23 protein-coding genes and 1 pseudogene are annotated in these 22,346 nt (G+C 36.6%); 16 read left to right on the forward strand and 8 right to left on the reverse strand.

All coding sequences use genetic code 11. The features are described 5' to 3' along the window. Positions 1–440 precede the first annotated feature (440 nt). Together APS80_RS06375 and APS80_RS06380 are read left to right on the forward strand one after the other, a co-directional pair. Positions 441–1,832: an MFS transporter gene (locus APS80_RS06375; protein WP_059107446.1), complete on the forward strand. Its 1,392-nt coding sequence runs from the start codon at positions 441–443 to the stop codon at positions 1,830–1,832. 166 nt (positions 1,833–1,998) lie between these two features. Next, entirely contained in the window at positions 1,999–3,606 is a 1,608-nt protein-coding gene (locus APS80_RS06380; RefSeq protein ID WP_059107447.1) for a M20/M25/M40 family metallo-hydrolase, read from the forward strand. Between the two features lie 87 nt (positions 3,607–3,693). Here the strand turns inward: APS80_RS06380 and yidC are convergent, their stop codons facing one another. Further along, positions 3,694–4,524 (reverse strand): membrane protein insertase YidC, encoded by an 831-nt coding sequence (gene yidC / locus APS80_RS06385; RefSeq protein WP_059107448.1) that lies wholly within the window; start codon positions 4,522–4,524, stop codon positions 3,694–3,696. Between the two features lie 241 nt (positions 4,525–4,765). On the opposite strand from yidC, the gene APS80_RS06390 reads away from it, so the two are divergent. After that, entirely contained in the window at positions 4,766–5,584 is an 819-nt protein-coding gene (locus APS80_RS06390) for a metallophosphoesterase (RefSeq protein WP_059107449.1), read from the forward strand. A gap of 91 nt (positions 5,585–5,675) precedes the next feature. Here APS80_RS06390 and APS80_RS06395 read toward each other — a convergent pair whose 3' ends face one another. The 3 genes from APS80_RS06395 to APS80_RS06405 form a co-directional block, all read right to left on the reverse strand. Then, complete coding sequence (locus APS80_RS06395) at positions 5,676–6,299, reverse strand: C39 family peptidase (RefSeq protein WP_059107450.1); 624 nt, start codon at positions 6,297–6,299, stop codon at positions 5,676–5,678. A 323-nt stretch (positions 6,300–6,622) separates the two neighbouring features. Next, positions 6,623–7,834: a putative multidrug effflux MFS transporter TcaB gene (gene tcaB, locus APS80_RS06400; protein WP_059107624.1), complete on the reverse strand. Its 1,212-nt coding sequence runs from the start codon at positions 7,832–7,834 to the stop codon at positions 6,623–6,625. Positions 7,835–7,957: 123 nt separating this feature from the next. Then, entirely contained in the window at positions 7,958–9,103 is a 1,146-nt protein-coding gene (locus APS80_RS06405; RefSeq protein WP_059107451.1) for a glycerate kinase, read from the reverse strand. 180 nt (positions 9,104–9,283) lie between these two features. Between APS80_RS06405 and APS80_RS06410 the strand changes: the two genes are divergently transcribed. The 3 genes from APS80_RS06410 to APS80_RS06420 all read left to right on the forward strand — a co-directional run bounded on the left by APS80_RS06410 (position 9,284) and on the right by APS80_RS06420 (position 11,542). Next, positions 9,284–9,667 carry a GtrA family protein gene (locus APS80_RS06410; RefSeq protein WP_059107452.1) on the forward strand — a complete coding sequence of 128 codons (384 nt, stop codon included), beginning with the start codon at positions 9,284–9,286 and terminating at the stop codon, positions 9,665–9,667. Positions 9,668–9,877: 210 nt separating this feature from the next. Continuing rightward, positions 9,878–10,750, forward strand: a complete 873-nt coding sequence (locus APS80_RS06415) for a cation diffusion facilitator family transporter (RefSeq protein WP_059107453.1) — start codon at positions 9,878–9,880, stop codon at positions 10,748–10,750. Between the two features lie 105 nt (positions 10,751–10,855). Further along, positions 10,856–11,542: a 2,3-diphosphoglycerate-dependent phosphoglycerate mutase gene (locus tag APS80_RS06420; protein WP_059107454.1), complete on the forward strand. Its 687-nt coding sequence runs from the start codon at positions 10,856–10,858 to the stop codon at positions 11,540–11,542. A 357-nt stretch (positions 11,543–11,899) separates the two neighbouring features. Here APS80_RS06420 and APS80_RS10745 read toward each other — a convergent pair whose 3' ends face one another. After that, positions 11,900–12,004, reverse strand: a complete 105-nt coding sequence (locus APS80_RS10745; protein WP_103170799.1) for a putative metal homeostasis protein — start codon at positions 12,002–12,004, stop codon at positions 11,900–11,902. A gap of 242 nt (positions 12,005–12,246) precedes the next feature. Between APS80_RS10745 and APS80_RS06425 the strand changes: the two genes are divergently transcribed. From APS80_RS06425 to APS80_RS06465, 9 genes and pseudogenes are all read left to right on the forward strand, one after another. Beyond that, positions 12,247–13,695: an MDR family MFS transporter gene (locus tag APS80_RS06425; protein ID WP_059107455.1), complete on the forward strand. Its 1,449-nt coding sequence runs from the start codon at positions 12,247–12,249 to the stop codon at positions 13,693–13,695. 98 nt (positions 13,696–13,793) lie between these two features. Then, positions 13,794–14,198 (forward strand): DUF4467 domain-containing protein, encoded by a 405-nt coding sequence (locus APS80_RS06430; protein ID WP_059107456.1) that lies wholly within the window; start codon positions 13,794–13,796, stop codon positions 14,196–14,198. A gap of 35 nt (positions 14,199–14,233) precedes the next feature. Continuing rightward, positions 14,234–14,848, forward strand: a complete 615-nt coding sequence (locus APS80_RS06435) for a thioredoxin domain-containing protein (protein ID WP_059107457.1) — start codon at positions 14,234–14,236, stop codon at positions 14,846–14,848. Positions 14,849–15,082: 234 nt separating this feature from the next. Continuing rightward, positions 15,083–16,213, forward strand: a pseudogene (locus tag APS80_RS06440) (metal ABC transporter solute-binding protein, Zn/Mn family); the annotation flags it as partial. A gap of 364 nt (positions 16,214–16,577) precedes the next feature. Then, positions 16,578–17,096, forward strand: a complete 519-nt coding sequence (locus APS80_RS06445) for a YceI family protein (RefSeq protein ID WP_059107458.1) — start codon at positions 16,578–16,580, stop codon at positions 17,094–17,096. A gap of 189 nt (positions 17,097–17,285) precedes the next feature. Continuing rightward, a complete protein-coding gene (locus APS80_RS06450; RefSeq protein ID WP_059107459.1) occupies positions 17,286–17,756 on the forward strand; it encodes an SRPBCC family protein in 471 nt (156 codons plus the stop codon). Positions 17,757–18,022: 266 nt separating this feature from the next. Beyond that, positions 18,023–18,853, forward strand: a complete 831-nt coding sequence (locus APS80_RS06455) for a formate/nitrite transporter family protein (protein WP_059107460.1) — start codon at positions 18,023–18,025, stop codon at positions 18,851–18,853. Between the two features lie 16 nt (positions 18,854–18,869). After that, positions 18,870–19,418: a GNAT family N-acetyltransferase gene (locus tag APS80_RS06460; RefSeq protein ID WP_059107461.1), complete on the forward strand. Its 549-nt coding sequence runs from the start codon at positions 18,870–18,872 to the stop codon at positions 19,416–19,418. A gap of 104 nt (positions 19,419–19,522) precedes the next feature. Further along, positions 19,523–20,050: a GNAT family N-acetyltransferase gene (locus APS80_RS06465; RefSeq protein ID WP_059107462.1), complete on the forward strand. Its 528-nt coding sequence runs from the start codon at positions 19,523–19,525 to the stop codon at positions 20,048–20,050. A 138-nt stretch (positions 20,051–20,188) separates the two neighbouring features. Here APS80_RS06465 and APS80_RS06470 read toward each other — a convergent pair whose 3' ends face one another. Together APS80_RS06470 and APS80_RS06475 are read right to left on the reverse strand one after the other, a co-directional pair. Next, complete coding sequence (locus APS80_RS06470) at positions 20,189–20,623, reverse strand: Hsp20/alpha crystallin family protein (RefSeq protein WP_059107463.1); 435 nt, start codon at positions 20,621–20,623, stop codon at positions 20,189–20,191. Between the two features lie 54 nt (positions 20,624–20,677). Continuing rightward, a complete protein-coding gene (locus tag APS80_RS06475) occupies positions 20,678–21,055 on the reverse strand; it encodes an Hsp20 family protein (RefSeq protein ID WP_059107464.1) in 378 nt (125 codons plus the stop codon). A 396-nt stretch (positions 21,056–21,451) separates the two neighbouring features. Between APS80_RS06475 and APS80_RS06480 the strand changes: the two genes are divergently transcribed. Continuing rightward, complete coding sequence (locus APS80_RS06480; protein ID WP_059107465.1) at positions 21,452–21,811, forward strand: DUF3139 domain-containing protein; 360 nt, start codon at positions 21,452–21,454, stop codon at positions 21,809–21,811. Between the two features lie 75 nt (positions 21,812–21,886). Here APS80_RS06480 and APS80_RS06485 read toward each other — a convergent pair whose 3' ends face one another. Further along, complete coding sequence (locus tag APS80_RS06485; protein WP_059107466.1) at positions 21,887–22,234, reverse strand: DUF4889 domain-containing protein; 348 nt, start codon at positions 22,232–22,234, stop codon at positions 21,887–21,889. Positions 22,235–22,346: the final 112 nt, after the last annotated feature.

Below are 22,346 nucleotides of genomic sequence, written 5' to 3' on the forward strand. Positions count from 1 at the left end.
TTTAGAAAGTTGCATGCTAAGTGATGATTTATTTTAGTTCATTTGTGATGCGTCTTTAAATACATTATACATTAAATAAAAGATGTTAATTAAAGATATTTACAAAACAAATGAGATGATTTTAGTAAAATTTAATGACATTTATCAAAAAAGATATAATTTTCACAATTAATATACAGAAAAATATAGCAATATTTAAAAATAAGTGTTAATTTACAGATATAGGTTTTTGAAAAATTTGAAAATTTGTCATGTTTTTTGAAGGGGAGCATGGCATTCACTTACATATTGAATTACGAAAATCGTGATATCGATTTTACAGCATAAACGATTTGAGTTTACTATAGACATTTTAATTGTAAATTTCAGCTGTCATTGAAGGGTGTATAGTAGATTTGAATCTTTATATATAAGAGATTTTATTAGAGGGCAAATTCATCATGGATTCAAGTCAAACCTTCAAAGGAGACAATCGACTCCTTTTAGGTATTTTTTTAGCTGTTATTACTTTTTGGCTATTCTCAAACTCTATTGTCAATATCGTGAATGATGTGCAAACATCATTTAGTAGCAATGTTTCAACGATTGGTACCGCTGTAAGTATAACGTCACTGCTCTGTGGGTTACTCGTTGTAGGCTCTGGAGGTATGGCAGATCGATACGGGCGTGTGAAAATGGTCTATATTGGACTCGTCTTAAATATTATTGGTTCTATTCTCGTTATTTGTTCATCGTTTACAGTGTTATTAATTATAGGACGAAGTGTACAAGGCTTCTCAGCTGCATGTATCATGCCAGCCACGTTAGCGATTATCAACGAATACTATAAAGATAAAGAGCGCCAACGCGCACTGAGCTATTGGTCTATCGCATCATGGGGTGGTACAGGGATTTCAACCTTCTTCGGAGGTATCGTAGCTACCAATTTAGGGTGGCGCTATATTTTTGTATTCTCCATTATTGTTTCTATCGCTTCGATGTTATTGATGAAACATACACCTGAAACGAAAGGGGTCCAAACAGAAGCGTCACGAAAGGCACGTTTTGATATGGTAGGGTTAATCATCCTCGTCATAGCGATGCTCGGTGTCAATTTAGTGATCACACAATCCTCTACACTCGGATTCTTTTCTCCAGTTATTATTGGATTACTCGCGCTATTTATCATAGCAGGGGTGGGCTTTGTTTATTATGAAGATAAAGTTAAAAATCCACTGATTGATCTAAACTTGTTTAAGCATAAAGCTTATGTTGGTGCCACACTTTCTAACTTTTTACTGAATGGGGTGGCTGGTTCTCTCATTATTGCAAACACATACTATCAATCTGGATTGCGTTTTACATCCCAGCAATCCGGTTATATTTCACTCACTTATCTCTTCTCAGTACTCATCATGATCCGTGTTGGCGAGAAGATTCTCCAACATGTGGGACCTAAACGTCCGATGATGATTGGTGCCTTGTTAAATGCGATAGGAGTAATCTTACTGTGTCTCACATTTCTACCGACTCCATGGTATGTGTTGAGTAGTGTAGTTGGTTACTTATTCTATGGTATGGGGCTCGGATTATATGCGACACCATCAACAGATACGGCCGTGGCAGCAGCACCGAGCGATAAAGTAGGTGTTGCTTCAGGAATTTATAAAATGGCGTCTTCTCTAGGTAATTCATTTGGACTCGCATTATCTGTTACGATTTTCACGATGGTTGCGGCGCATTCATCTACAGAAATAGGCGCAATGGTAGGACAAATGTTTAATGCAGCGTTAGGCGTGATTGCTTTGATTCTCATCTTTGTATTCGTACCTAAACACTATATGAATAATTGAGTGATTCTGAATGCATACAATAAAACTTATGGTTGAGCGGATGTTTAAAATCAAGGTCGCTGATTCGCATATGAACCCTTCTTTTCTAAAAAATATTTAAAAATCATTGAAAGCGATTTCTTAAAAAGCTTATAATAAAACAAATGAAGACAAGGGGGATTAACGAATGGATGCTTTATGGCAAACACCTGAAACGCGAGAAACATTATTAAAACGTTTGATTCAACATCATACTGTGACTGACTCAGAGAGTGAGCGCACGTTTCCATCATTTGTGAAATCATTGTTGTTGGAACTCGATTATTTTAATGCACATCAAGACCAACTCCTAATCACTTATGCTAAGGATAAGAAGCCATTGTTATTAGCGCATTATCGCGCAGCGAAAGGATCTAAACGGACAGTCGTATTGATCAGTCATTTTGATACGGTAGGTATTGAAGACTACGGTATGTTTGAAACACACGCGATGTCACCAGATGCGCTATATCAAGCTTATCTTGAACATCCGTCTTATCTGGATTCGCAAGCGCAGATTGATTTAGAAAGCGGCGATTATTTATTTGGTCGTGGTAGTATGGACATGAAGGCAGGACTCATGTTGCATATGTCTCTACTCGAAAAAGCGATCATAGAAGCATGGGACGTCAATTTAATTTTAGTCACTGTACCAGATGAAGAGGTATATTCTTCTGGTATGAGAAAGGTTGTTGAAGCGTTGGCAACCATAAAAGAGAAGGAAGGATTAGATATCCAACTTCATCTAAATAGCGAACCGACGATGCAGGAAGATATGTCTTCTGATGATCATTATGTTTACAGTGGTTCGATTGGTAAAATGATGCCAGGTATCGTGTGCTATGGTAAAGCCACACACGTCGGTAATCCGTTAAGCGGATTGAGTTCGAATTATATGATGAGTTATATTAACCAAGCTATTGAATACAATCGTGCATTCAGAGAAACGTACGATCAAGAAAGTACACCACTACCCGTTTCATTAATGAATAAAGACTTGAAAGCACATTATGATGTCCAAACACCGTTTATTTCAGTCGGTTTGTATAATGTATTTTCATTCAAGCGATCACCAGAAGCGGTCTTTCGCTTATTTAATGATGAAGTGATTGCAGCAGTCGAACGTTGTGAACAAGATTGGTTAACTTTATTAGAAAACGAAGATTTACCATTTGAAGGCAAGATTAACGTCCTTACGTTAGAGCAATTGAAAGGCTATGCGATACAACAGTTTGGGGAAAGCCAAGTTGAAACGTGGATTGATGAAGCGATTGAAGAGATTCCTGAACTTTATTATCAAAATTTACACATCGCTAAACAGTTACTACAACGTTGTAGCGACATTACGCCAGCTGTCGTGACACTCTTTGCAGCACCTTATTATCCAGCAGTCAATGCTTCTGAGGATCCGCTTGCGCAACGTATCGTTAAGACAGTGCAACAGACATTAGAATCACAGTACCAAAGACCAAGTCACCACGTACACTACTTTAATACGATTAGTGATTCGAGCTATGCGCAACATCAAGGAGATCAGACACTGGGTGAAACATTTAAACGTAACTGTGCTAACTTCAATCGCACGTATCACTTACCTTTTGAAAGTATTCAACGTATTAGCGCACCGACAATCTTGTGTGGACCCGTAGGTAAAGATGCCCACAAGATGGGTGAAAGACTACATAAACATAGTGCGTTCGTAGAGTTACCTTATGTATTAGAAACAATTATTACTGAACACTTTATTAAAGAGTGACATGAGAGCAACTGTGTAAAATAAATAGAAATGATAGTAAAAAAAGGCTTGGAACATATCGAATCCAAGCCTTTTACTATGCTAAAGTTAGCTATTTGAAGTCTCTTCATCATCAGACAGTTGAATGTGATGATTTTCTCGTAATTGTTGAGCCTCTTTCACAGCGACTTTATGGTAATGACTGTGCGCAAAATGCATTTGAATGATTAAGAATAACCCACTGAATGTCCAATATAGACCAAGCGCAGAAGTTGAATGAAGGGATGCAAAGGAAATGAAGATGGGTGACGCAACCATCATAAAATAATAGGTACCGCGTTGTGATTTCGGATAGTGCATCGCATTCACTAACGGTTGGATAAAGTACATTACGGCTGCGATCAAGGTGATGGCGAGATCCGGTTCCATTAAGTTAAACCATAGGAAGTGTGGATGCTCAATAATGCCACCTTCTGAAGGGTAGCGTAATGCAGCGACGAGTCCAAGGATAATGGGTATTTGTATAAGTATAGGCAGGCAACCGACTAATCCTTTCCAAGGACTGATACCATATTTACTATATGTTTCAGTGAGGGCACGATTCGCTTGTTGTCTTTCCTCTGGCGTTTTTGCCTCTTTTAGTTTTTGATGCATCTGATCTAATTCAGGTTGAACGACTTTTGTTTTCTCACGTGTAATATGCATGTTTTTAGTTTGAATAAGCATGAAAGGGAGTAAGATGAATCTGACAAGCAGTACCATGATAATGATTGCTAAGCCGTATTGTTCATTGAATAAATGACCAAGTGCATGTATCAGTTGATCGATCGGTTGAACGAAAACATGATAAAAAATGCCAGTGCGATCTTCTTCTCTTGAGTAGTCACAACCTGTTAATATGAAAGATAAAAACAGGATCCCTATGATGAGTTTCTTCATTAATATCGTGCCTCCACTTCAAATTAAGAACACCCATACTGTACCATAATTCATTTCACGCAGTGTTTCGGTGTGCCACACTGTGCGAAAATCATGCCAAAGTGTAGGATTAAAGAGGTGTTTTGTGAAGTGTTGAGGGATAGAACATATGGTAATGAAGTGCGTGTTAAATCGTTTTGACACGATAAAATAAAGCAGTTGTTTTAAGATTATATGTAAGGCAAATGAAAGAAGGATAAATATGAGAATCGGAGCTATCGCAGACTTGCACGTGGATCGTCATGAGTCATTGACACCCAAAGATTATCTCATGAATTTAATAGAAGTCGTTGACGCACAACAACTAGATTTACTGATTATTGCAGGAGATATCTCAAATACGTTCGAGCTCACGCACAATTTTATCACTGAGTTTCAACAAATGTGTCGTATTCCAATACGTTTTATACCCGGGAATCATGATTTTTGGACGTCTGAAGTTCACACATCATCTAAAACAATTCTACAGCGTTATATGGAGATGGATGCCTGCTTAATGAACCGACCTTACATCATCAATGATCGCTGGGCGATTGTAGGTAACCCCGCTTGGTACGACCATCGATATGGGGACCATGAACGATTTTCAGAAGCGCGTATAGATCGCGGGAAATTTAAAGGTGCGACTTGGCAAGACAAAGAAAAAATTAATTGGGATTATAGTGATCGTAGTCTGTCTCAATTAGCAGCAGCACAGGCACGTAAAGACTTAGAAACATTGAGGGATAAACAGATTATCTTAGTAACACATATCGTCACGCATCCTCGTTTTGTCGTACCTACACCTCATCGTATTTTTGACTTTTTTAATGCTTTTATCGGGACACGTGACTTTGATGAACTCTATCAAGATTTCCCGATTCGTTATAGTATTATGGGACACGTTCATTTTCGAAAACAAATCGAAGAAAAAGGTGTTCGTTATATATGTCCATGTCTCGGTTATCCAAGACAATGGCGAACACCACATATTTCCCGAGAAATAAATGATACGCTAGCGATTATAGAAATAGAAGATTAAAGTTTGTGTCGTTGCTAACGCTAACCGTTCAGAGCTACAGTAGTTTGAAGCGGAGCCCAATTAAGCCATAACTAATAACAATTTCGATATTTTAGCGCGGAGATGGCGCATCAATATAAAAGCTCATCCGACCTGCTGCATCGAAACTACGTTGTAATTGCGCTTTTGGAATTCTATTACGTTGAAGTCGTCCTGGAAAGATAGCAGGGACATGGAGCTGATCACAAAGCTGAGCCCATAATGGATCGACATAATAATAGTATGTGTCATCAAACCCAGTGAGTACTGTGATATGAATATTCGATACTAACTGTTCTTGATGGTGATCAATTTTGAAGCGTTGTTTCACCGGACGTTTAGCTCGTGAGGTAGGATAGATTACGACAGGTTGACCTTGTTTGAGCACGTCTTCTAGTTCAGTTAAAGATGTACCAGAACTATCTTTAACCTGTGGGGTGAAACGTTTTAAATATGGTACAAATGCAGTGGGGAAGATGGTTTGATGATGCCCCAATTTGATGATTGATTGATGACCTACGTAACCTTTACGTGGGTTATTTGGATGTTTAGGCCAATGTTTCATGATTTTTGTGGCTTTCACATCGATATGGTTATACTGCAGAATCATGGCTGCAGATACACCTTCACACCCCATTAACATCGGAATTGGGAAGAGTTGACTGATGGGTTTTACAGGTAGTTGAATTGCGCGCATGGCGTCACCTCCAAATCATTACTCGTAGTATATACTGAATGATTCAAAAATGCACGATTAAGCACAGCGTATTGAGTTTATTTTCACTGCGTAGGTTTACCTTTACTTTTCTAAGGTGTTTCACTGCGAGGGATACCTAGTTCTCGCTTTCCCAGAGGACCTACCCAAACCCTATCGACTTTTTACGACCCTAAAATAAAAATCCCAACTTTGATTTTTTCGCAAAAGTTGGGATGAGTCAAACATCTATTCATATACATAGTAAAACACCTCTTATATAGATGAATAATCTACATAAGAGGTGTTGTTTTTAAGTTCTCTAATTATGCAACATACGTATTTGATTTATGAATATTACGTGTTAAGAAGACTTCTAATACAATGATTAAGACAGCTGTGATAGAAATAACGATTAAGTATGGTGTGGCACTTGCTTCCCCTTGTAAACCAACAAGTGGAGAAATCGTACCGCCTAAGATAAATTGGAATAAGCCGAGTAAGCTGGCTGCATTCCCGTTACTACCTGTACGTGCTTCAATCGCAAGTGCGAAGCTTAAAGGTCCAATACCTGTTACCGGACAAACATTAAGTGTGAAGCCGACAGATAATAACCATACTGGTAAATCGGCGACAATCACAGCGATGATTAATGCAACACCTGTTAATTGGACGATAGTGAGTAAGATCATTAGGAAGTTTCGTGGTACGTATTTTACGACGAAGGCCACGAGTTGACTCATTAAAATTAAGCCAATTCCATTAATAGACATTAATACACTAAATTGTTGCGGCGTCATATGATAAATATTTTGCGTGATAAATGGTGCTGCAGATGCAAAACAAAATAGCATTAAATATGTTAAACCTTGTAGCATCATCGGCATTAAGAATCTCGGTGTTTTTAAGAGTAAACCGAAATCTTTAAATACGCTTCTGAAGCTGACACGATCTGATGTATTTGTTTGTGTTTCTTCCATTTTTAAAAGTGAGAAAATAAATATCACTACGCTAATCACTGCGAGGAATATGAAGATCGTTCTCCAGTTTCCTATACTCAAGGCATAACCACCCAGTAACGGTGCTGCTATTGTAATAATACCGTTAACGACGAGTAGTGATGCGAGGGCTCTGGCTAGTGTTCTTCCTGTTTCAGTATCACTGATGCTTGCTTTGGCGATAACAATCGCGCCACCCCCAGTTAAACCTTGGGTGAAACGTAAAGCAAGCAGGAAGCCAAGCCCTGACGTAAATGCGGCAATGGCCGTAGCCACTGTGTAAACAGCGATTAGAATGAGGACAACTTTCTTACGTCCGAATATATCGGATAAAGGTCCAAAGATAAATTGACCGAGCGCTAATCCAATTGTCGCGAATGACATTGTGAGTTGGACACGAGATGTTGTCGTTCCCAAATCGTCTTGTACATTCGGTAATGCGGCACTAAACATATCAATGGTTAGTGGACCGAAAGTCGTCATGACACCGAGTACAATGATGACCATCAGCGACAGATGCTGTTCTGAATGACTGTTCAAATGATGTTGTTCTGAATGACTTTTCAAAAGTGGAACGCTCCTTTCAAATTGAGATACGTCCCATTATAGCACTTTTGTAAGTAATTGTAATTAAAATTTTTTCAAAGATAGTAGCTTTCAGATTTAAAATTTCAAACTCAACAATCGTGCAATATTTTCTGCAGTGTTTTCGATAAATTGTGGTCCGCTTAATAGGGCATCTTTAAGTTCAGTGGGTGCATTTAAGATGCTAAACACACTATCTATGCCATGCTGATAAACGGCTTCGTAACCTGTTCCGATACTGCCACAAATTGCGATCACTGGGCAGTGGAAAGGTTGAGCACTTTTCGCTACGCCAATCGGTGTTTTGCCAAAAATAGTTTGTGAGTCAATACGCCCTTCACCTGTAATAACGAGGTCAGCTTTAGCGACATGGTGTACGAATTGTGTTTCTTCTAATACGAGCTCAATTCCATTGGAAAGAGTCGCATCAAGGAAGGCGAGTAACGCGGTGCCCGTACCTCCTGCTGCGCCTGCACCTGGTCGGTCTTTCACGGAGATATGTAATTGTTGTTCAATGATGTCATGATAGTGACTGAGCGCATCTTCTAAGCGTGTAAAGTCTTGCGCGTTTAACCCTTTTTGAGGGCCGTAAACTGCAGTGGCTCCGCGTTCACCTAATAGAGGATTGGATACATCACTAGCGACGGTAATTTCAACATCGGCTAAACGTGGATCCATCAATGTTGTGTCTATCGTCGCAAGTTCAGATAAGTGTACCCCACCCAAAGGTAGTGGCTTGTTCTGTGCATCAAGGAAACGTACGTCTAATGCTTGCAACATACCGACACCGCCATCATTTGTAGCACTCCCGCCAAGTCCGAGAATGATACGTTTCACATCGTGATTTAATGCATCTAGAATCAGTTGGCCAGTTCCAAAAGTGGTAGTGTGACGCGGATCACGTTCGCTTTCTGTGAGTAAATCAAGTCCAGACGCCGCAGCTAATTCGATGACAGCAGTTTGTTTCGACGTTGATAAGCCATACTGCGCTTTGATTAATCGATTTAACGGATCCTTGACTTCAACAGTTTGCAGTGATGCACTTAAAGCTTCTATTAAAACGTCTGTAGTTCCTTCACCACCATCTGCCATCGGTATAATCGTATACTGAGCTGGCTGTTTAAACCCTTTTTCAAAGCCACGTTGAATCGCTTCAGCAGCTTGACGGGCTGACATACTTTCTTTAAACGAATCGGGTGCAATGATAATATTAAATGGCTTCATCTTTTCTTCATCCTCTCGTTAGATGATACAATTGATTGATTTTGATCTCTGTTTAATTGTAGTATAATTGCTCAAGTAAAAATATAGAAAACGATTATGAGAAGCGGCTCATATTAAGAAAAATGACAGTTATCATGAATGAAAATTATTGAAGATTGGACATAGAGGAGTCAACGCGTAATGAAATTAACCAAAACGCATTTTGAAATCATTAAATTTGTTATTGTAGGCGGCATTAATACATTAGTACATTATAGTGCTTATTTATTACTACTCAAGGTGATTGGTATACACTACATGGTGAGTTACATTATTGGATTTCTCATCAGTTTTGTTATTTCTTACTTCTTAAATTGTTATTTCGTATATAACGTTAAACCGACGTTACGTAAATTCATACAGTTTCCAATTACACAAGTGGTTAACATGGGATTACAAACGGCCTTACTGTACGTATTTGTAAATTGGTTCCACATTTCACCGGTTATCGCACCATTTATTGGTATTGTAGTTTCTATTCCAATCACATTCGCACTCTCTAAATATATCTTGCGAGATAGATAAGGTAAGGGTGTGCTTCAAAGTTTCCTATTAAATCTGCTTTAAAAATGTCAGGTTTAATAGGATTTTTTATGTCTAATTTTCGGATTAGGGGTAGCTAAAAATAAGTTTGGAGTATATTTATTTAATAATTTTGTTATATTAAAATATTGTAATTGAGTTTCGTATGGTTCATAATAGTATTCCAAACTAAAAAAAAGGTGGGTGTAAATGATGGACCAAACAGCAAAATTAAAACTCGCGCAACGTGGGGCATATGTCAGCTTAATCACATATATATTGCTTTCAATCATGAAATATAGTGTCGGTTTTATTTTTGATTCAGCAGCTATGCGTGCAGATGGTTTGAACAATATGACTGATATTATTGTGTCTCTTGCTGTCATTATCGGACTCAAGATTTCAATCATCCCTGCAGATAAAAACCATCCTTACGGCCATTTGAAATCAGAAAATATTTCTACATTAGTCGTTTCGTTCATCATTATGTTTGTTGGAATACAAGTTGTGATAGAAAACGTACCCAGACTCTTCACCCATGAGACGCACGTACCAAGTGCAATCACAATATATACGAGTATTTTAAGTGGGATTGTCATGTTACTTGTTTACATTTATAACAAACGGCTTGCAGCCAAAACAAAAAGCAGTTCCCTCAGTTCAGCAGCAAAAGATAATTTGTCAGATGGTCTGGTCAGTATTGGTACTGCGGTAGGGTTGATTTTTACACAATTTGGCCTACCTATCATTGATACGATTTTAGCAGTCGGTTTAGGTCTACTTATCGTTTACACAGGTTTCGGTATTTTTAAAGAATCTATATTCACATTGAGTGATGGTTTTAATAAACAAGAACTTGAAGCATATAAAGAAGAAGTGGCTCAAGTTGAAGGGGGCATCAGAGTGCAAAGTATCAAAGGACGTTACCACGGGAGTAGCGTCTTTGTCGACGTCTCTATTATTGTTAAAGCTGATATCACGTTAGAAACAGCACATCAAATCTGTGATCAAGTTGAACGTCACATGCATAAAATAGGCGTAACTTCGATCTACGTTCATCCTGAGCCGGATTCCATGTTAGAATAAGAACAGACTTCATATCGCTAGCTATTTCCGTGCGATTTATCGTAAAGTAACGATAGGGACATTGCATATTTAAATTGAATAGAGTAAATAGAAAGAAGGTATAATATGCCAAGACTTATTCTTTGTAGACATGGTCAAAGTGATTGGAATGCGAAAAATTTATTTACGGGTTGGGCTGACGTCGACCTTTCAGATCAAGGTCGTGAAGAGGCGATTCAATCAGGACAAAAATTAAAAGCACAACATATTGATATTGATGTCGTTTTCACATCACTATTACAACGTGCGATTAAAACAACGTATCACTTACTTGCAGAGTCTGATCAATTATTTTTACCTATTCATAAATCATGGCGTTTAAACGAACGTCACTATGGCGGCTTACAAGGGTTAAACAAAGATGATGCGCGTGAACAATATGGGGAAGATCAAGTACATGAATGGCGTAGATCATACGATACGAAACCACCTGCTCAAAGTGATGAACAGCGTGAAAGTTATTTAAACGATCGTAAATATGCGCACCTTGATCGACGCATTTTACCAGAAGGTGAGAGCCTCAAAGACACACTAGAGCGTGTGATACCGTATTGGAATGACCAAATTTCACAACAACTACTTGATGGTCGTACAGTATTAGTTTCCGCACATGGTAATTCATTACGTGCACTTATTAAGTATTTGGAAGACGTATCTGATGAAGATATTGTTGGATATGAAATTAAAACAGGTGCACCGTTAATTTACGAATTAGACGATGCGTTACAAGTTAAAGATAAATACTATCTATAAATGGAAGAAAGTCGCACGAATGATTGAAATTCAATGACGTGCATATATAAAAACAGAGGTTGAGACATTTTCGTCCCAACCTCTTCTTTTTATGTTAATATATGTAGATACGCTTATGCGAAAGGTTGTATCATTTTTAATTGTAAAACATAAAAAAATACACCTGACCTTAGACTATCAGGTGTATGAAATCATTTTAATAGGATCAGTGCTGTTGTGGACATCAGTAAAGATACAACACGTTTATTAAAATGAATAAGGAAAGTAAGACTAATTAAGCTATTTGCTTTAAAGTTGTATGTAAATAGCTAGTGACAAACAAAAGTAAAAATGATTGTTGATACAAAGTGCGTTAGGTTATTTATTTTTTTTATGTTGTTTAATGATCTTTAATGCGCGCTTACGCGTTTTAATGTTAGGGCTATTTAAATTGCGGCGCGCTGTTGGTAAATCGTTCTTCATAAATATACCTCCTTTGTATCCTAAAACGTATTATGCACTAAAAGTGATGATTTGTAAATAGGAATGACTACGATTTATTAAACTTTTTTTATCGACCTGAGTTGATTAAGTGTAAGTTATTTAAGGTAAATGTATAATGTATCATTGCTCAGTTAGTGGTTTGACCGTTTCGAACGCGTATAATGCTATGTTGCACTGAGATAGTTTAATCGATAAAACTTAAGAGGAAAGGATAAGTAATTATGACATTGAAGACGAAATTAATCATGATCGTAACAATGCTTCTAGGTGGCTTCTTTGGATTGTTAAATGAAACCCTCTTAACTACCGCTCTACCTAGCATTATGAAAGATTTTAATATTGATTTTACCCAAGTACAGTGGTTGACAACAGCCTTTCTATTAACGAATGGCGTAATCATTCCTTTATCAGCGATGGTCATTCAACGCTTTTCAACCCGCCAATTGTTTCTGTTTGCCATATTCATTTTCTTCATCGGAACATTAATCGGCGGTTTCAGTCCTAACTTTACGGTGTTATTGCTAGCCCGTATTGTACAAGCGATGGGATCAGGTATTATGATGCCGCTTATGATGACAACAATTTTAGATATTTTCGACCCAGATGAACGTGGTAAATATATGGGGATGTTCGGACTAGTCATCAGTCTCGCACCGGCCATTGGACCAACGTTATCTGGTTATTTAGTTGAGTACATTAACTGGCGTGCATTATTCCATGTCGTAGCTCCGATTGCAGCACTGACATTCTTAGCATCCTTCATCTTTGTGAAAAATGTAGGAGTGAATAAAAAAGAACCTATTGATTTAATTTCGGTCGTATTGTCCGTACTCGGATTTGGTAGTTTACTTTATGGTACAAGTTCGATTACAAGAGATGGCTGGAATGACCCGATTGTGCTAATAACCATTATCGGTGGGGTGATTTTAATCACTTTATTTGTCATTAGACAAACGCGTTTAACTTCACCGTTGTTAGATTTTAGTGTGTTTAAAAATGGTCAATTCAGTATTGGTCTGATTGTGATGTCACTCGTAATGATCTCGCTCATCGGTTCAGAGACGATTCTTCCTATGTTTGTGCAGACAATTATGGGTGAATCTGCATTGAATTCTGGCTTGATTTTATTACCTGGTGCGATTGTCATGGGCTTTATGTCTGTCATCTCTGGTTTCTTATTTGACCGTTATGGTGCTAAAATCTTAGCCATCATTGGTATGTTTGTTGTTGTCGTAACGACGTCTTACTTTATCTTCATGGGAAAAGACACCTCTACCACAGTGCTTACGACGGTATATGCGATACTTATGATTGGTTTAGCACTCGGTCTGATGCCATTAATGACACATACGATGAACCAATTAACGCCTGAAATGAATGCGCACGGTTCTTCAATGGTCAATACCGCACAACAAATCTCTGCTTCTATTGGAACAGCGATTTTAATTACGATTATGAGTCATGCGACCCGAACATTTACACCTACCATGAGTGATTACGAAGGTATGAGTAAACAAGTGATGACAGCTCAGATTAAACAGGATGCGTTGATAAATGGATATCATGCTGCATTTTGGTTTACGGTCATCATTGCGATAGTCGGTTTTGCATGCGTGTTCATGCTATATAATAAGAAAAAAGCCGACAAAACATTTAAAGTTTACGGATAAGATAATGAGAAGAAAAGTTAAAAACATTTTGACTTGTAAAGTACCATTAGTGCTATAATTTATAATAAGTATGATTGATTAGTTTAGGAGAGATACGTGTGAAGAAATTATTGTTCATCATCATTGCAGTATCTATAGTGATGGTGGGTTGCAGTAGCAGTAAATACGCAGATCAAATTGATAAAGCTGTAGATAAACAAGAAAGCTATCAAAAACAATATGCGAAAGAACACCAAGGTGATGTGGATAAATCATTCGATAAAAAAGACGCAAATATCTATGTTTTTGAAGAAGGTAAATACGTCATCATTGCATATAAACCGTTTAAAGACGATGAAGAAATCCATTATTACACTTACCATTTCAAAGATGATAAACCCGAATACGTCAAAGATTTCAACACACGCGGTTATGTTCAAGAACACGAACCAGATTATAAAGAAGAAAATATGAAAGATGGTAACGATTCATCGAAAGATTCGCCTATCTCTAATCAATGTTAAATGAATGGAACGATACATTGAGACAAGGAGATTTTATGAAAAAATTAATAGCCTTTTTAATGATGATAAGTATGACGGTATTATTGTCAGCATGTGGTGACACCTCAGATTCCGAACAGCAAGCAGAGAAGGGGACAAACGGTAAACCTAAGATCGTAGAATACGGTGATTTTAAATGTCCTTATTGTAAAAAAGTAGAAGACCAAGTGCTTCCACAGTTAAAAAAAGACTATCTCGATCAAGACAAAGCCGAATATGAGTTTGTAAACATGGCTTTTTTAGGCAAAGATTCTATCATTGGTAGTCGTGCGGGTCACGCAGTTAAAGAAGAAACACCTGAACAATACTTAACATTTCAACACTTGATGTTTGAACAACAACCAGATAACGAAAAGCCTTGGATTACAGAAAAAATAGTAGACGCACAAATTGATGAACTCGAGATATCTTCGGATTCTAAAGCACGTATAAAAGAAAATTATAAGACCAAGGATAGCAAAGCGTGGAAAGCTGCCAAACAAGATCAACAGCGTGCTGAAGATCAAGGTATCAAGAAGGCACCTACAGTGATCATTGAAGGAGAAACCCTTGATGATCCATATCACTATAAAGCGTACCAAGAACAGTTAGATGAAATACTAGAAAAATAATTTGATGATTAAAGATCGAAATCACTATTTGGATTAGATATGTATGAATGATGTGTTCGACTTGTAGAGCATAGTCAGTTAAAGATGACATATCACAAAATCCAATGTGTTTCGATCTTTTCTTATTTTATTGCGTTGTAAAGAATTTTTAAAAATAATAAAAAGGTATTGTAATTTCGGGAGAACATCTGTATAATTTTAAATCGTAATAATTACGGATGGAGGTCGAATGAAATGAAAAAAATATTTTCAGTGATTGCACTTACGCTCGCAATGCTTTTCTTATTTACTGCATGTGGTAATGGCGACTCAGATGAAGGCACTAAAAGCGACAGCGGCAGCGATAGCAATGACAAATTAACAGTGAATACAACTGTTTATCCTTTAAAATCATTTACAGAACAAATTGGTGGTAAACACGTAGATGTGAAATCTATTTATCCAGCAGGGACAGATTTACATACTTATGATCCATCACAAAAAGATATTGTAAACGCTAGTAAAGCAGACTTATTTATCTACACTGGTGACGACTTAGATCCAGTTGCTAAAAAAGTAGCAGATACAATCGACAATGATGATAAAAAATTATCATTACAAGCTGGACTTGATAAAAAAGATTTATTAAAAGATGAACATCATCACGACCATGAACATGGTGACGACGAACACGGCCATGATCACCATGAAGACGCAGACGAAGAACATAATCACGACCATCATGAAGATGCAGACGAAGAACACGATCATGACCACCACGAAGATGCAGATGAAGAACATGATCACGAACACGAAGATGGCGAAGGTGAAGAAGAACATCACCACCACCACGGTTTATATGACCCACACGTTTGGTTAGATCCTAAATTAGACCAACAATTCGCTAAAAACATCAAAGATGAATTAGTTGAAAAAGATCCTGACAACAAAGACTACTACGAAGACAACTACAAAAAATTAGATAAAGATCTTAAAGACATCGATAAAAAATTAAAAGATGTAACTGACGGTAAAGAGGACAGCAAAGTTTACATCTCACATGAATCTATAGGTTATTTAGCAGATCGTTATGGTTTTGAACAAAAAGGTATTCAAAACATGAATGCTGAAGATCCATCTCAAAAAGAATTAACAGACATTGTTAAACAAATTAAAGATGAAGATGCTAAATATATCTTGTTCGAAGATAACGTAGAAAACAAAGTGACAGACGTCATTCGCGACGAAACTGATGCTGAACCATTGAAATTCTACAACATGGAATCATTAACGAAAGAACAAGAAAATGACGATGATCTTTCATTCCAAAAATTAATGAACAAAGATATCGAAGCACTTGAAAAAGCTTTAAGCGGCGACAATAAATAATTAGTGAGCTACTGAAAATGTAGTTTAAAGTGTACATTAAGCGAGGATGACTTCTCAGGTTATGAAATGAACTTGAAAGTCTCCTCGCTTTTTGTTTTAATTCACTCTTCTTATTATTTTGTGGCCTCCTTTAGGCTCAATTCAAAATACACAAAAATCATCATTTATTTGTCTAGCGTATGTTTAAGCGGGTATGTCTTAAAGTGAAAGATAGATAGAAGTATGTCGATTGAGACAAATCGATTTTAAAGTTTTGTCGCTCGCATTTTAGAGATTGAAGAAGCAGCTTAAGCACAAAAATTGATATAATCATTTAACCTGGTATAATAAATATATCAAATAATTCGAGGAGGTCTTGATTATGACTCAATTTAATTTTGATCAAGCACATTCATCTGTAGATTTTTCTATCAAACACTTAATGATTTCTAACGTAAAAGGTAGATTTGAAGACTTCGATGGTCAATTCGAAGGAGATATCAATGACTTATCAACAATTAAAGGTACATTCACTATTAAAGTGAACTCTATTGATACACGTGATCAAAATCGTGATGAACATTTATTAACTGATGATTTCTTCTCAGCAGAACAATATCCAGAAATTAAATTTGAAATTGAAAAAGTAGAAGAAAATTCAGTAACTGGCCAACTTACGATTAAAGGTGAAACACATGAAGAAACATTTGATGGCCAATTTGAAGGTGTCAGCAAAAACCCTATGAACGGTGAACAAACAGCTGGTTATACTGTTAATGGTAGGATCGATCGTGAAAAATATGGTATGACATTTAACCAAGCACTTGAAACAGGTGGCGTCATGCTTGGGAAAGAAGTTAAATTCGAAGTGAGCGTTGAAGCGGCATTAGAAGACGAATAAGCTAGAAGTATAATTCAATTTAATAACGTATGAGAAAGGGAACAGGTGCATATCACCTGTTCTTTTTTAGTTAAAATAAACTATTTTGACAACATAACCACATCCAAACTTTAAATATTGGTGTTCAAGCGTGATTCATGTGAAAATAATGAACAACATACATTATTTCAAGAATGGGAGCGTAGAAGTATGGCAATCGAACAACAACACAATAAAATCGTTTTTACTAGAACGTTTGAAGCACCTGTACAAGCAGTCTATCAAGCGTATACTGACCGTACACAATTTGAACAGTGGTTCCACCCAGAAGGGGCTACGACAGAAGTTTATCAATTTGACGTTAAACCAGGCGGCAGAGCATTTTTCGCTATTAAAGCACCTCAAGGTACGAGTTATACCGTCATGAAATATAACAAAGTCGTGCCACATCAATGCATTGACTATTATGATTATTTTGCAGATGAAAAAGGCAACGTAGATAAAAATATGATTGGCATGCATAATATAATCGAATTAAAGGACTTATCAGATCGTACAGAGTTAACTTCAACTGCGGTATTACCAACAGAAACAGCTGCAAAAAAACTACTTGAAATGGGTGTGGAAGCAGGCATGGAAAGCACATTTGATCATCTTGAACAGTTACTTGCACGTAACTAAACTTACAGCTTAAGTACATCTTTTAACCTGTATAACAAAGGCAATGGACGTTTCTTTCGCGTATAGAAAGAGTGCCCTTATAATTCTGAGTAAAAAAGTATGAATAAATGTCGAAACGATATTGTCACAGTGACAGAGATATAATATACTATCTTTAACTATATTATACCTATCATTTAACTAGGAATTAAACAGCCTACATCAACGTAAAATCCTTTCTAGTTACTTGTGGTATGCCAATGATAAAAGTTAAAGGGGGTGTGTATATGAAAGTCACGAATCATAAGCAAGTAGAAGATACATATATGACGAAAGGGGTCGTCTCACAAATCCTCTCACAAGTCCAAATGAAAGATGTGATGTATAAACACACACCTGGAAGGGCAGTGTTAAAAGCCATCATGTCAGGTTTCTTTATCGGTATCATGACTGTTTTCATGTTAGTTGTAAAGACACAGTTAACAGGACTTAATGAAGGGGTCGTAAACTTGATTGGTGCGATTTCATTCAGCTTAGCGCTGGTATTAATCGTATTAACGAATGCAGAATTGCTGACGAGTAATTTCAGCTTTTTAACCATGGGATATTATTATAAAGCAATCAGTTTAGCACAGATTTTGAAGATAGTTGTGTACTGCCTCGTGTTCAATCTCGTCGGAGCAATTATCGTTTTTGGCTTAATGACATTCACACCGATCATTAATTCAAATGTGGTTGATGCGATTACGAAAGTGGTAACCGCGAAAACAGTCGACTCAACATGGTATCATATTCTTGTAAAAGGTATTTTCTGTAATTTTTACATTAATATTGGTATATTGATGTCACTACAATTTAAAGATGGTTTAGCTAAAGCCTTCTTCTTAATGAGTGGTGTAACGATATTTGTATTCATGGGTTACGACCACATTGTTTTCAATACTGGTTTATTTGCAGGCATGTTATTCTATAATGCTGGCGGTGCCGATTTGTTACACATTTTTAAAAACCTCGTGTTTTCATTTATCGGTAACTATATCGGTGGCGGTATTTTTGTAGGTTTAGTTTATGCGTATTTAAATGGTAAACGTGATCAATATGTAACCGAAAATAAATAAAAGGAGGTCACGGACAATGTCATTTCGCATTCGAGTAGCCGAGCCCAAAGATGCGGAAGCACTACATGCATTGATGCACGAAGCATTTACCCCATTGAGAGAAATGGGGATTGATTGGTCCTCAGTGAACGCGGATTTAGATATGGTGAGACGAAATATGGAAAAAGGAACGGTTTTCGTATTAGAACAAGAAGGAAAAATCATTTCTACAATAACAGTACGCTATCCATGGATTGGACAACGTCGTAATTCGATATATCCTTTTCTATGGTGGTTCGCGACAGATCCTGAATACGGCGGCCAAGGCTATGGAAGTGAATTACTGACGTTTGTTGAAGAGACATATCTAAGAGATACACTCAAAGTACCTGCAGTGACGTTAGGTACCTCAGCTAAAACACATCCATGGTTGCTTAAAATTTATCAACATCGCGGCTATGTCGTCTATCATGAACGTGAGCGTGATGATGGGGATATCAATGCATTTATGTATAAAGTGTTGATTCCAGATCGTTTTGATAAAGAGGTACTCGGCACACCACCTCCTAAAAAAAGAAAGTCGTAATATAGAATCAAATCAATTGACTGAAGCGGATGTAAACAATAAGGTTATGATTGTAATTGACTCTGACTGTCTATGATAAAGAGAATCTTAGGGGGCGTGAAATGATGTCTGATATCCATATTCGAGTTGCGAATCAAGATGACGCAGTAGAAATACAACAGTTAATGTACGAGGCCTTTACACCATTAAGAGAAATGGGCATTCAATGGCCATCTGTCAATGCGACAGTTGAGATGGTAGAAGATAATATTGAAACGGGAACTGCATTTGTATTAGAAAATGAGCAAGAAATTATATCTACGATTACTGTACGTTATCCATGGGAAAGTGAAGATCGAGTTTCTATTTATCCATTTGTATGGTGGTTTGCGACAAAACCTTCTTATGGAGGTCAAGGCATGGGAAGTCGACTCCTCACTTATGTAGAAGAGACATTTTTAAGAGATACATTGAAAGCGCCCGCAGTGACGTTAGGTACCTCAGCACGTAAACATCCATGGTTGTTAGATATTTATCAACACCGTGGTTATGAGGTTTATAAAGAACATGAGAGCGATGATGATGTAGGGGTATTAATGCGTAAAGTATTGATCCCAGATCGTTTCGATGAAAAAGTACTTGAAGAACGTTAGTTTATCATTGTTTATCTTTTTAGGAAAATGAGGCCGTTTTTCATTTAACCGTTATAAAATACAAAAATAGCCGACAAAGTTTTGAACTTTGTCGGCTTTCTTAAGGGATAAAATGAATAAATTATGATTTTGCTTTAATTAGTCGATTTGAATGTTGTGATTAGTACGTTTGTCTGCTTCGATTTTAGGAAGTGTAATGTTTAACATGCCGTTTTCGTAAGAAGCAGAAATGTTATCTTGGTCTACATCATCGAATGAGAATTGACGGCTCACGTTGCTAAAGCTACGTTCTCTATGGATGACACGGCCATTTTCATCTTCTTCTTTATTGTCTACTTCTTGTTTACCTTCGATGGTTAAAACATTATCTTCAAAGTTTAAGCTGATATTTTCTTTAGACATACCTGGTAATTCTGCTTCTACAACATATTTATCATCTAATTCAGTTATGTCTGTTTTGATAGATTGGTTACCTGGAAATTGTCCAGCAAGTTGACGTCCAAAATCTTTAAAAAAGTCGTTAGGATTAATATCGAAAAATGAATTGTTAAAAGGTCTCATTTCAAAGCCCATGATATCTCTCTCCTTTATTAATAATAGATAAGTTTATTGAGTTACATTTTATGATTAGTCTATATTGATTTGTGTTTTAGTTTGTTTTTTAGGAAGTGTGACAGTTAATATACCATTGTTAAATGTTGCACTAATATCTGCTTGATCTACGTTTTTGAAAATAAATTGTCTTTTTCGTGCGACATTTTTACGTTCTTTTAATATATATTGTTCTGCTGTTTCATTAGAGATTTCTTTCGCTTCGTTTCTAATAGTTAATACATTTTCATCAAAATCGATGTTTACTTGATCTTTGTCGATACCTGGAAGTTCAGCTTCTACTTGGTATGCTTGATCTGTTTCGAATACATCAGCTTTAAACTGACGATCAGTTGTAAATAATTCGTCTAATAAATCAAATGGAAGATTGCGATTTAAAGTATTTTCAGTCATTGCTGATCACCTCTCCTTTAACGTTACAATTACATTATATAACGAAGGTCAAAGAAAGTCAATATCAAAATTTGATTATTTTTGACTTTTTGATCTGAAATACGTAAAACCTTGCTATGACAGTGTTTAAAATGGTAAAATTCGTCAAAGGTCAAATCAAATGATTGTCATTTGTAGTCTTTAATAGTCAAAGTTTAGCTTGAATAACGTCTTATTTATTACATTAACGCTGACATAGAAGTTAAACATTATAGGTAAGGTATCAGCTCACGTCTTAATCTAGCGACTATTTTGTTACAAACAATGAATTACACTTTAATAATTGGGTTTCATCCGTCATAATAGAATGCATGTGATTAACTCAAAGTACGTAGAGCGGTAAAAGGAGAAATAGAATTGAAAACATTTTTAAAAGTATTAGGTATCCTGTTTGTATCATTAATCATAGCAGTGCTCTTTTTCTTTGGAATGCGTACGTATCAAGGGCACAAAAATTTAGAACTTGTTGATAAATATCTCGCAGAACAACATTTATCAGATCAAGTTGAAGCTGAAGAACAAAAATACAGTGCTAAAAAAGGACTATTTTATAAAGAGATTAAATTTAAAGACGATCCAGATAAAACCTATGTTGTTCAACCTGTAGCAACGTACGAAGGTATTGTTGTCCAAGGCTTTGACGATGAAACAAATAAAAATGTCAAAAAAGCCAAACATAATAAATTCGATCCAGACTATAAACCAAAAGATGATTAAGAAATAGCCTCTCCCTTAAACCTATGATGAAATAGGAAAGGGAGAGGCTTTTTATTCACATACTATTTTTATCGATTAATGAGAGTCATGACCATGCATGTCATGAATTTTTATCATGAGACCATGAGGCACGTCATCGTGTTCAACGACTTCCATTTTCTTAAATTCAGAATCGTTTTCTGTTTTCACTAATTTTACGAAATCACCTTGTTTCGGTGAGAAATCATCTTCTGTCGGTAATTTCACATTTTCTTCGATTTCGTGACTTTCTTCGCTGATCACTTTATCAGCGGTTGTACTGTTTTTCATATATCCATAATAGGTTTCTTGTCTTCCACCTGTAATCATCATAATGACAAGTACAATCGAAACAATGAGCATGACTCCGATGAGTACTGCTGCTAGTCCTTTACCTTTTTTCATTTTAGATAGCTCCTTTTTGTATACTATCTCGTTTATAAATGATTTTTCCTCAGAAAGCAATGAAAATCTGTCTAATGATCCTAACAAATACATATATGTGACAACTTATTGA

It is taken from the genome of Staphylococcus auricularis (assembly GCF_001500315.1).
Taxonomy (GTDB): domain Bacteria; phylum Bacillota; class Bacilli; order Staphylococcales; family Staphylococcaceae; genus Staphylococcus; species Staphylococcus auricularis.

What these genes read in the sequence shown, in the direction of transcription:
- APS80_RS06485 (WP_059107466.1), bottom strand. Translation starts at nt 22,234, where the DNA reads ATGAAAAAAGGTAAAGGACTAGCAGCAGTACTCATCGGAGTCATGCTC.
- APS80_RS06465 (WP_059107462.1), top strand. Translation starts at nt 19,523, where the DNA reads ATGTCTGATATCCATATTCGAGTTGCGAATCAAGATGACGCAGTAGAA.
- APS80_RS06395 (WP_059107450.1), bottom strand. Translation starts at nt 6,299, where the DNA reads ATGCGCGCAATTCAACTACCTGTAAAACCCATCAGTCAACTCTTCCCA.
- APS80_RS06435 (WP_059107457.1), top strand. Translation starts at nt 14,234, where the DNA reads ATGAAAAAATTAATAGCCTTTTTAATGATGATAAGTATGACGGTATTA.
- APS80_RS06445 (WP_059107458.1), top strand. Translation starts at nt 16,578, where the DNA reads ATGACTCAATTTAATTTTGATCAAGCACATTCATCTGTAGATTTTTCT.
- APS80_RS06425 (WP_059107455.1), top strand. Translation starts at nt 12,247, where the DNA reads ATGACATTGAAGACGAAATTAATCATGATCGTAACAATGCTTCTAGGT.
- APS80_RS06415 (WP_059107453.1), top strand. Translation starts at nt 9,878, where the DNA reads ATGGACCAAACAGCAAAATTAAAACTCGCGCAACGTGGGGCATATGTC.
- APS80_RS06410 (WP_059107452.1), top strand. Translation starts at nt 9,284, where the DNA reads ATGAAATTAACCAAAACGCATTTTGAAATCATTAAATTTGTTATTGTA.
- yidC (WP_059107448.1), bottom strand. Translation starts at nt 4,524, where the DNA reads ATGAAGAAACTCATCATAGGGATCCTGTTTTTATCTTTCATATTAACA.
- APS80_RS06380 (WP_059107447.1), top strand. Translation starts at nt 1,999, where the DNA reads ATGGATGCTTTATGGCAAACACCTGAAACGCGAGAAACATTATTAAAA.
- APS80_RS06455 (WP_059107460.1), top strand. Translation starts at nt 18,023, where the DNA reads ATGAAAGTCACGAATCATAAGCAAGTAGAAGATACATATATGACGAAA.
- APS80_RS06420 (WP_059107454.1), top strand. Translation starts at nt 10,856, where the DNA reads ATGCCAAGACTTATTCTTTGTAGACATGGTCAAAGTGATTGGAATGCG.
- APS80_RS06460 (WP_059107461.1), top strand. Translation starts at nt 18,870, where the DNA reads ATGTCATTTCGCATTCGAGTAGCCGAGCCCAAAGATGCGGAAGCACTA.
- APS80_RS06390 (WP_059107449.1), top strand. Translation starts at nt 4,766, where the DNA reads ATGAGAATCGGAGCTATCGCAGACTTGCACGTGGATCGTCATGAGTCA.
- APS80_RS06405 (WP_059107451.1), bottom strand. Translation starts at nt 9,103, where the DNA reads ATGAAGCCATTTAATATTATCATTGCACCCGATTCGTTTAAAGAAAGT.
- APS80_RS10745 (WP_103170799.1), bottom strand. Translation starts at nt 12,004, where the DNA reads ATGAAGAACGATTTACCAACAGCGCGCCGCAATTTAAATAGCCCTAAC.
- APS80_RS06475 (WP_059107464.1), bottom strand. Translation starts at nt 21,055, where the DNA reads ATGACTGAAAATACTTTAAATCGCAATCTTCCATTTGATTTATTAGAC.
- APS80_RS06450 (WP_059107459.1), top strand. Translation starts at nt 17,286, where the DNA reads ATGGCAATCGAACAACAACACAATAAAATCGTTTTTACTAGAACGTTT.
- APS80_RS06470 (WP_059107463.1), bottom strand. Translation starts at nt 20,623, where the DNA reads ATGGGCTTTGAAATGAGACCTTTTAACAATTCATTTTTCGATATTAAT.
- APS80_RS06375 (WP_059107446.1), top strand. Translation starts at nt 441, where the DNA reads ATGGATTCAAGTCAAACCTTCAAAGGAGACAATCGACTCCTTTTAGGT.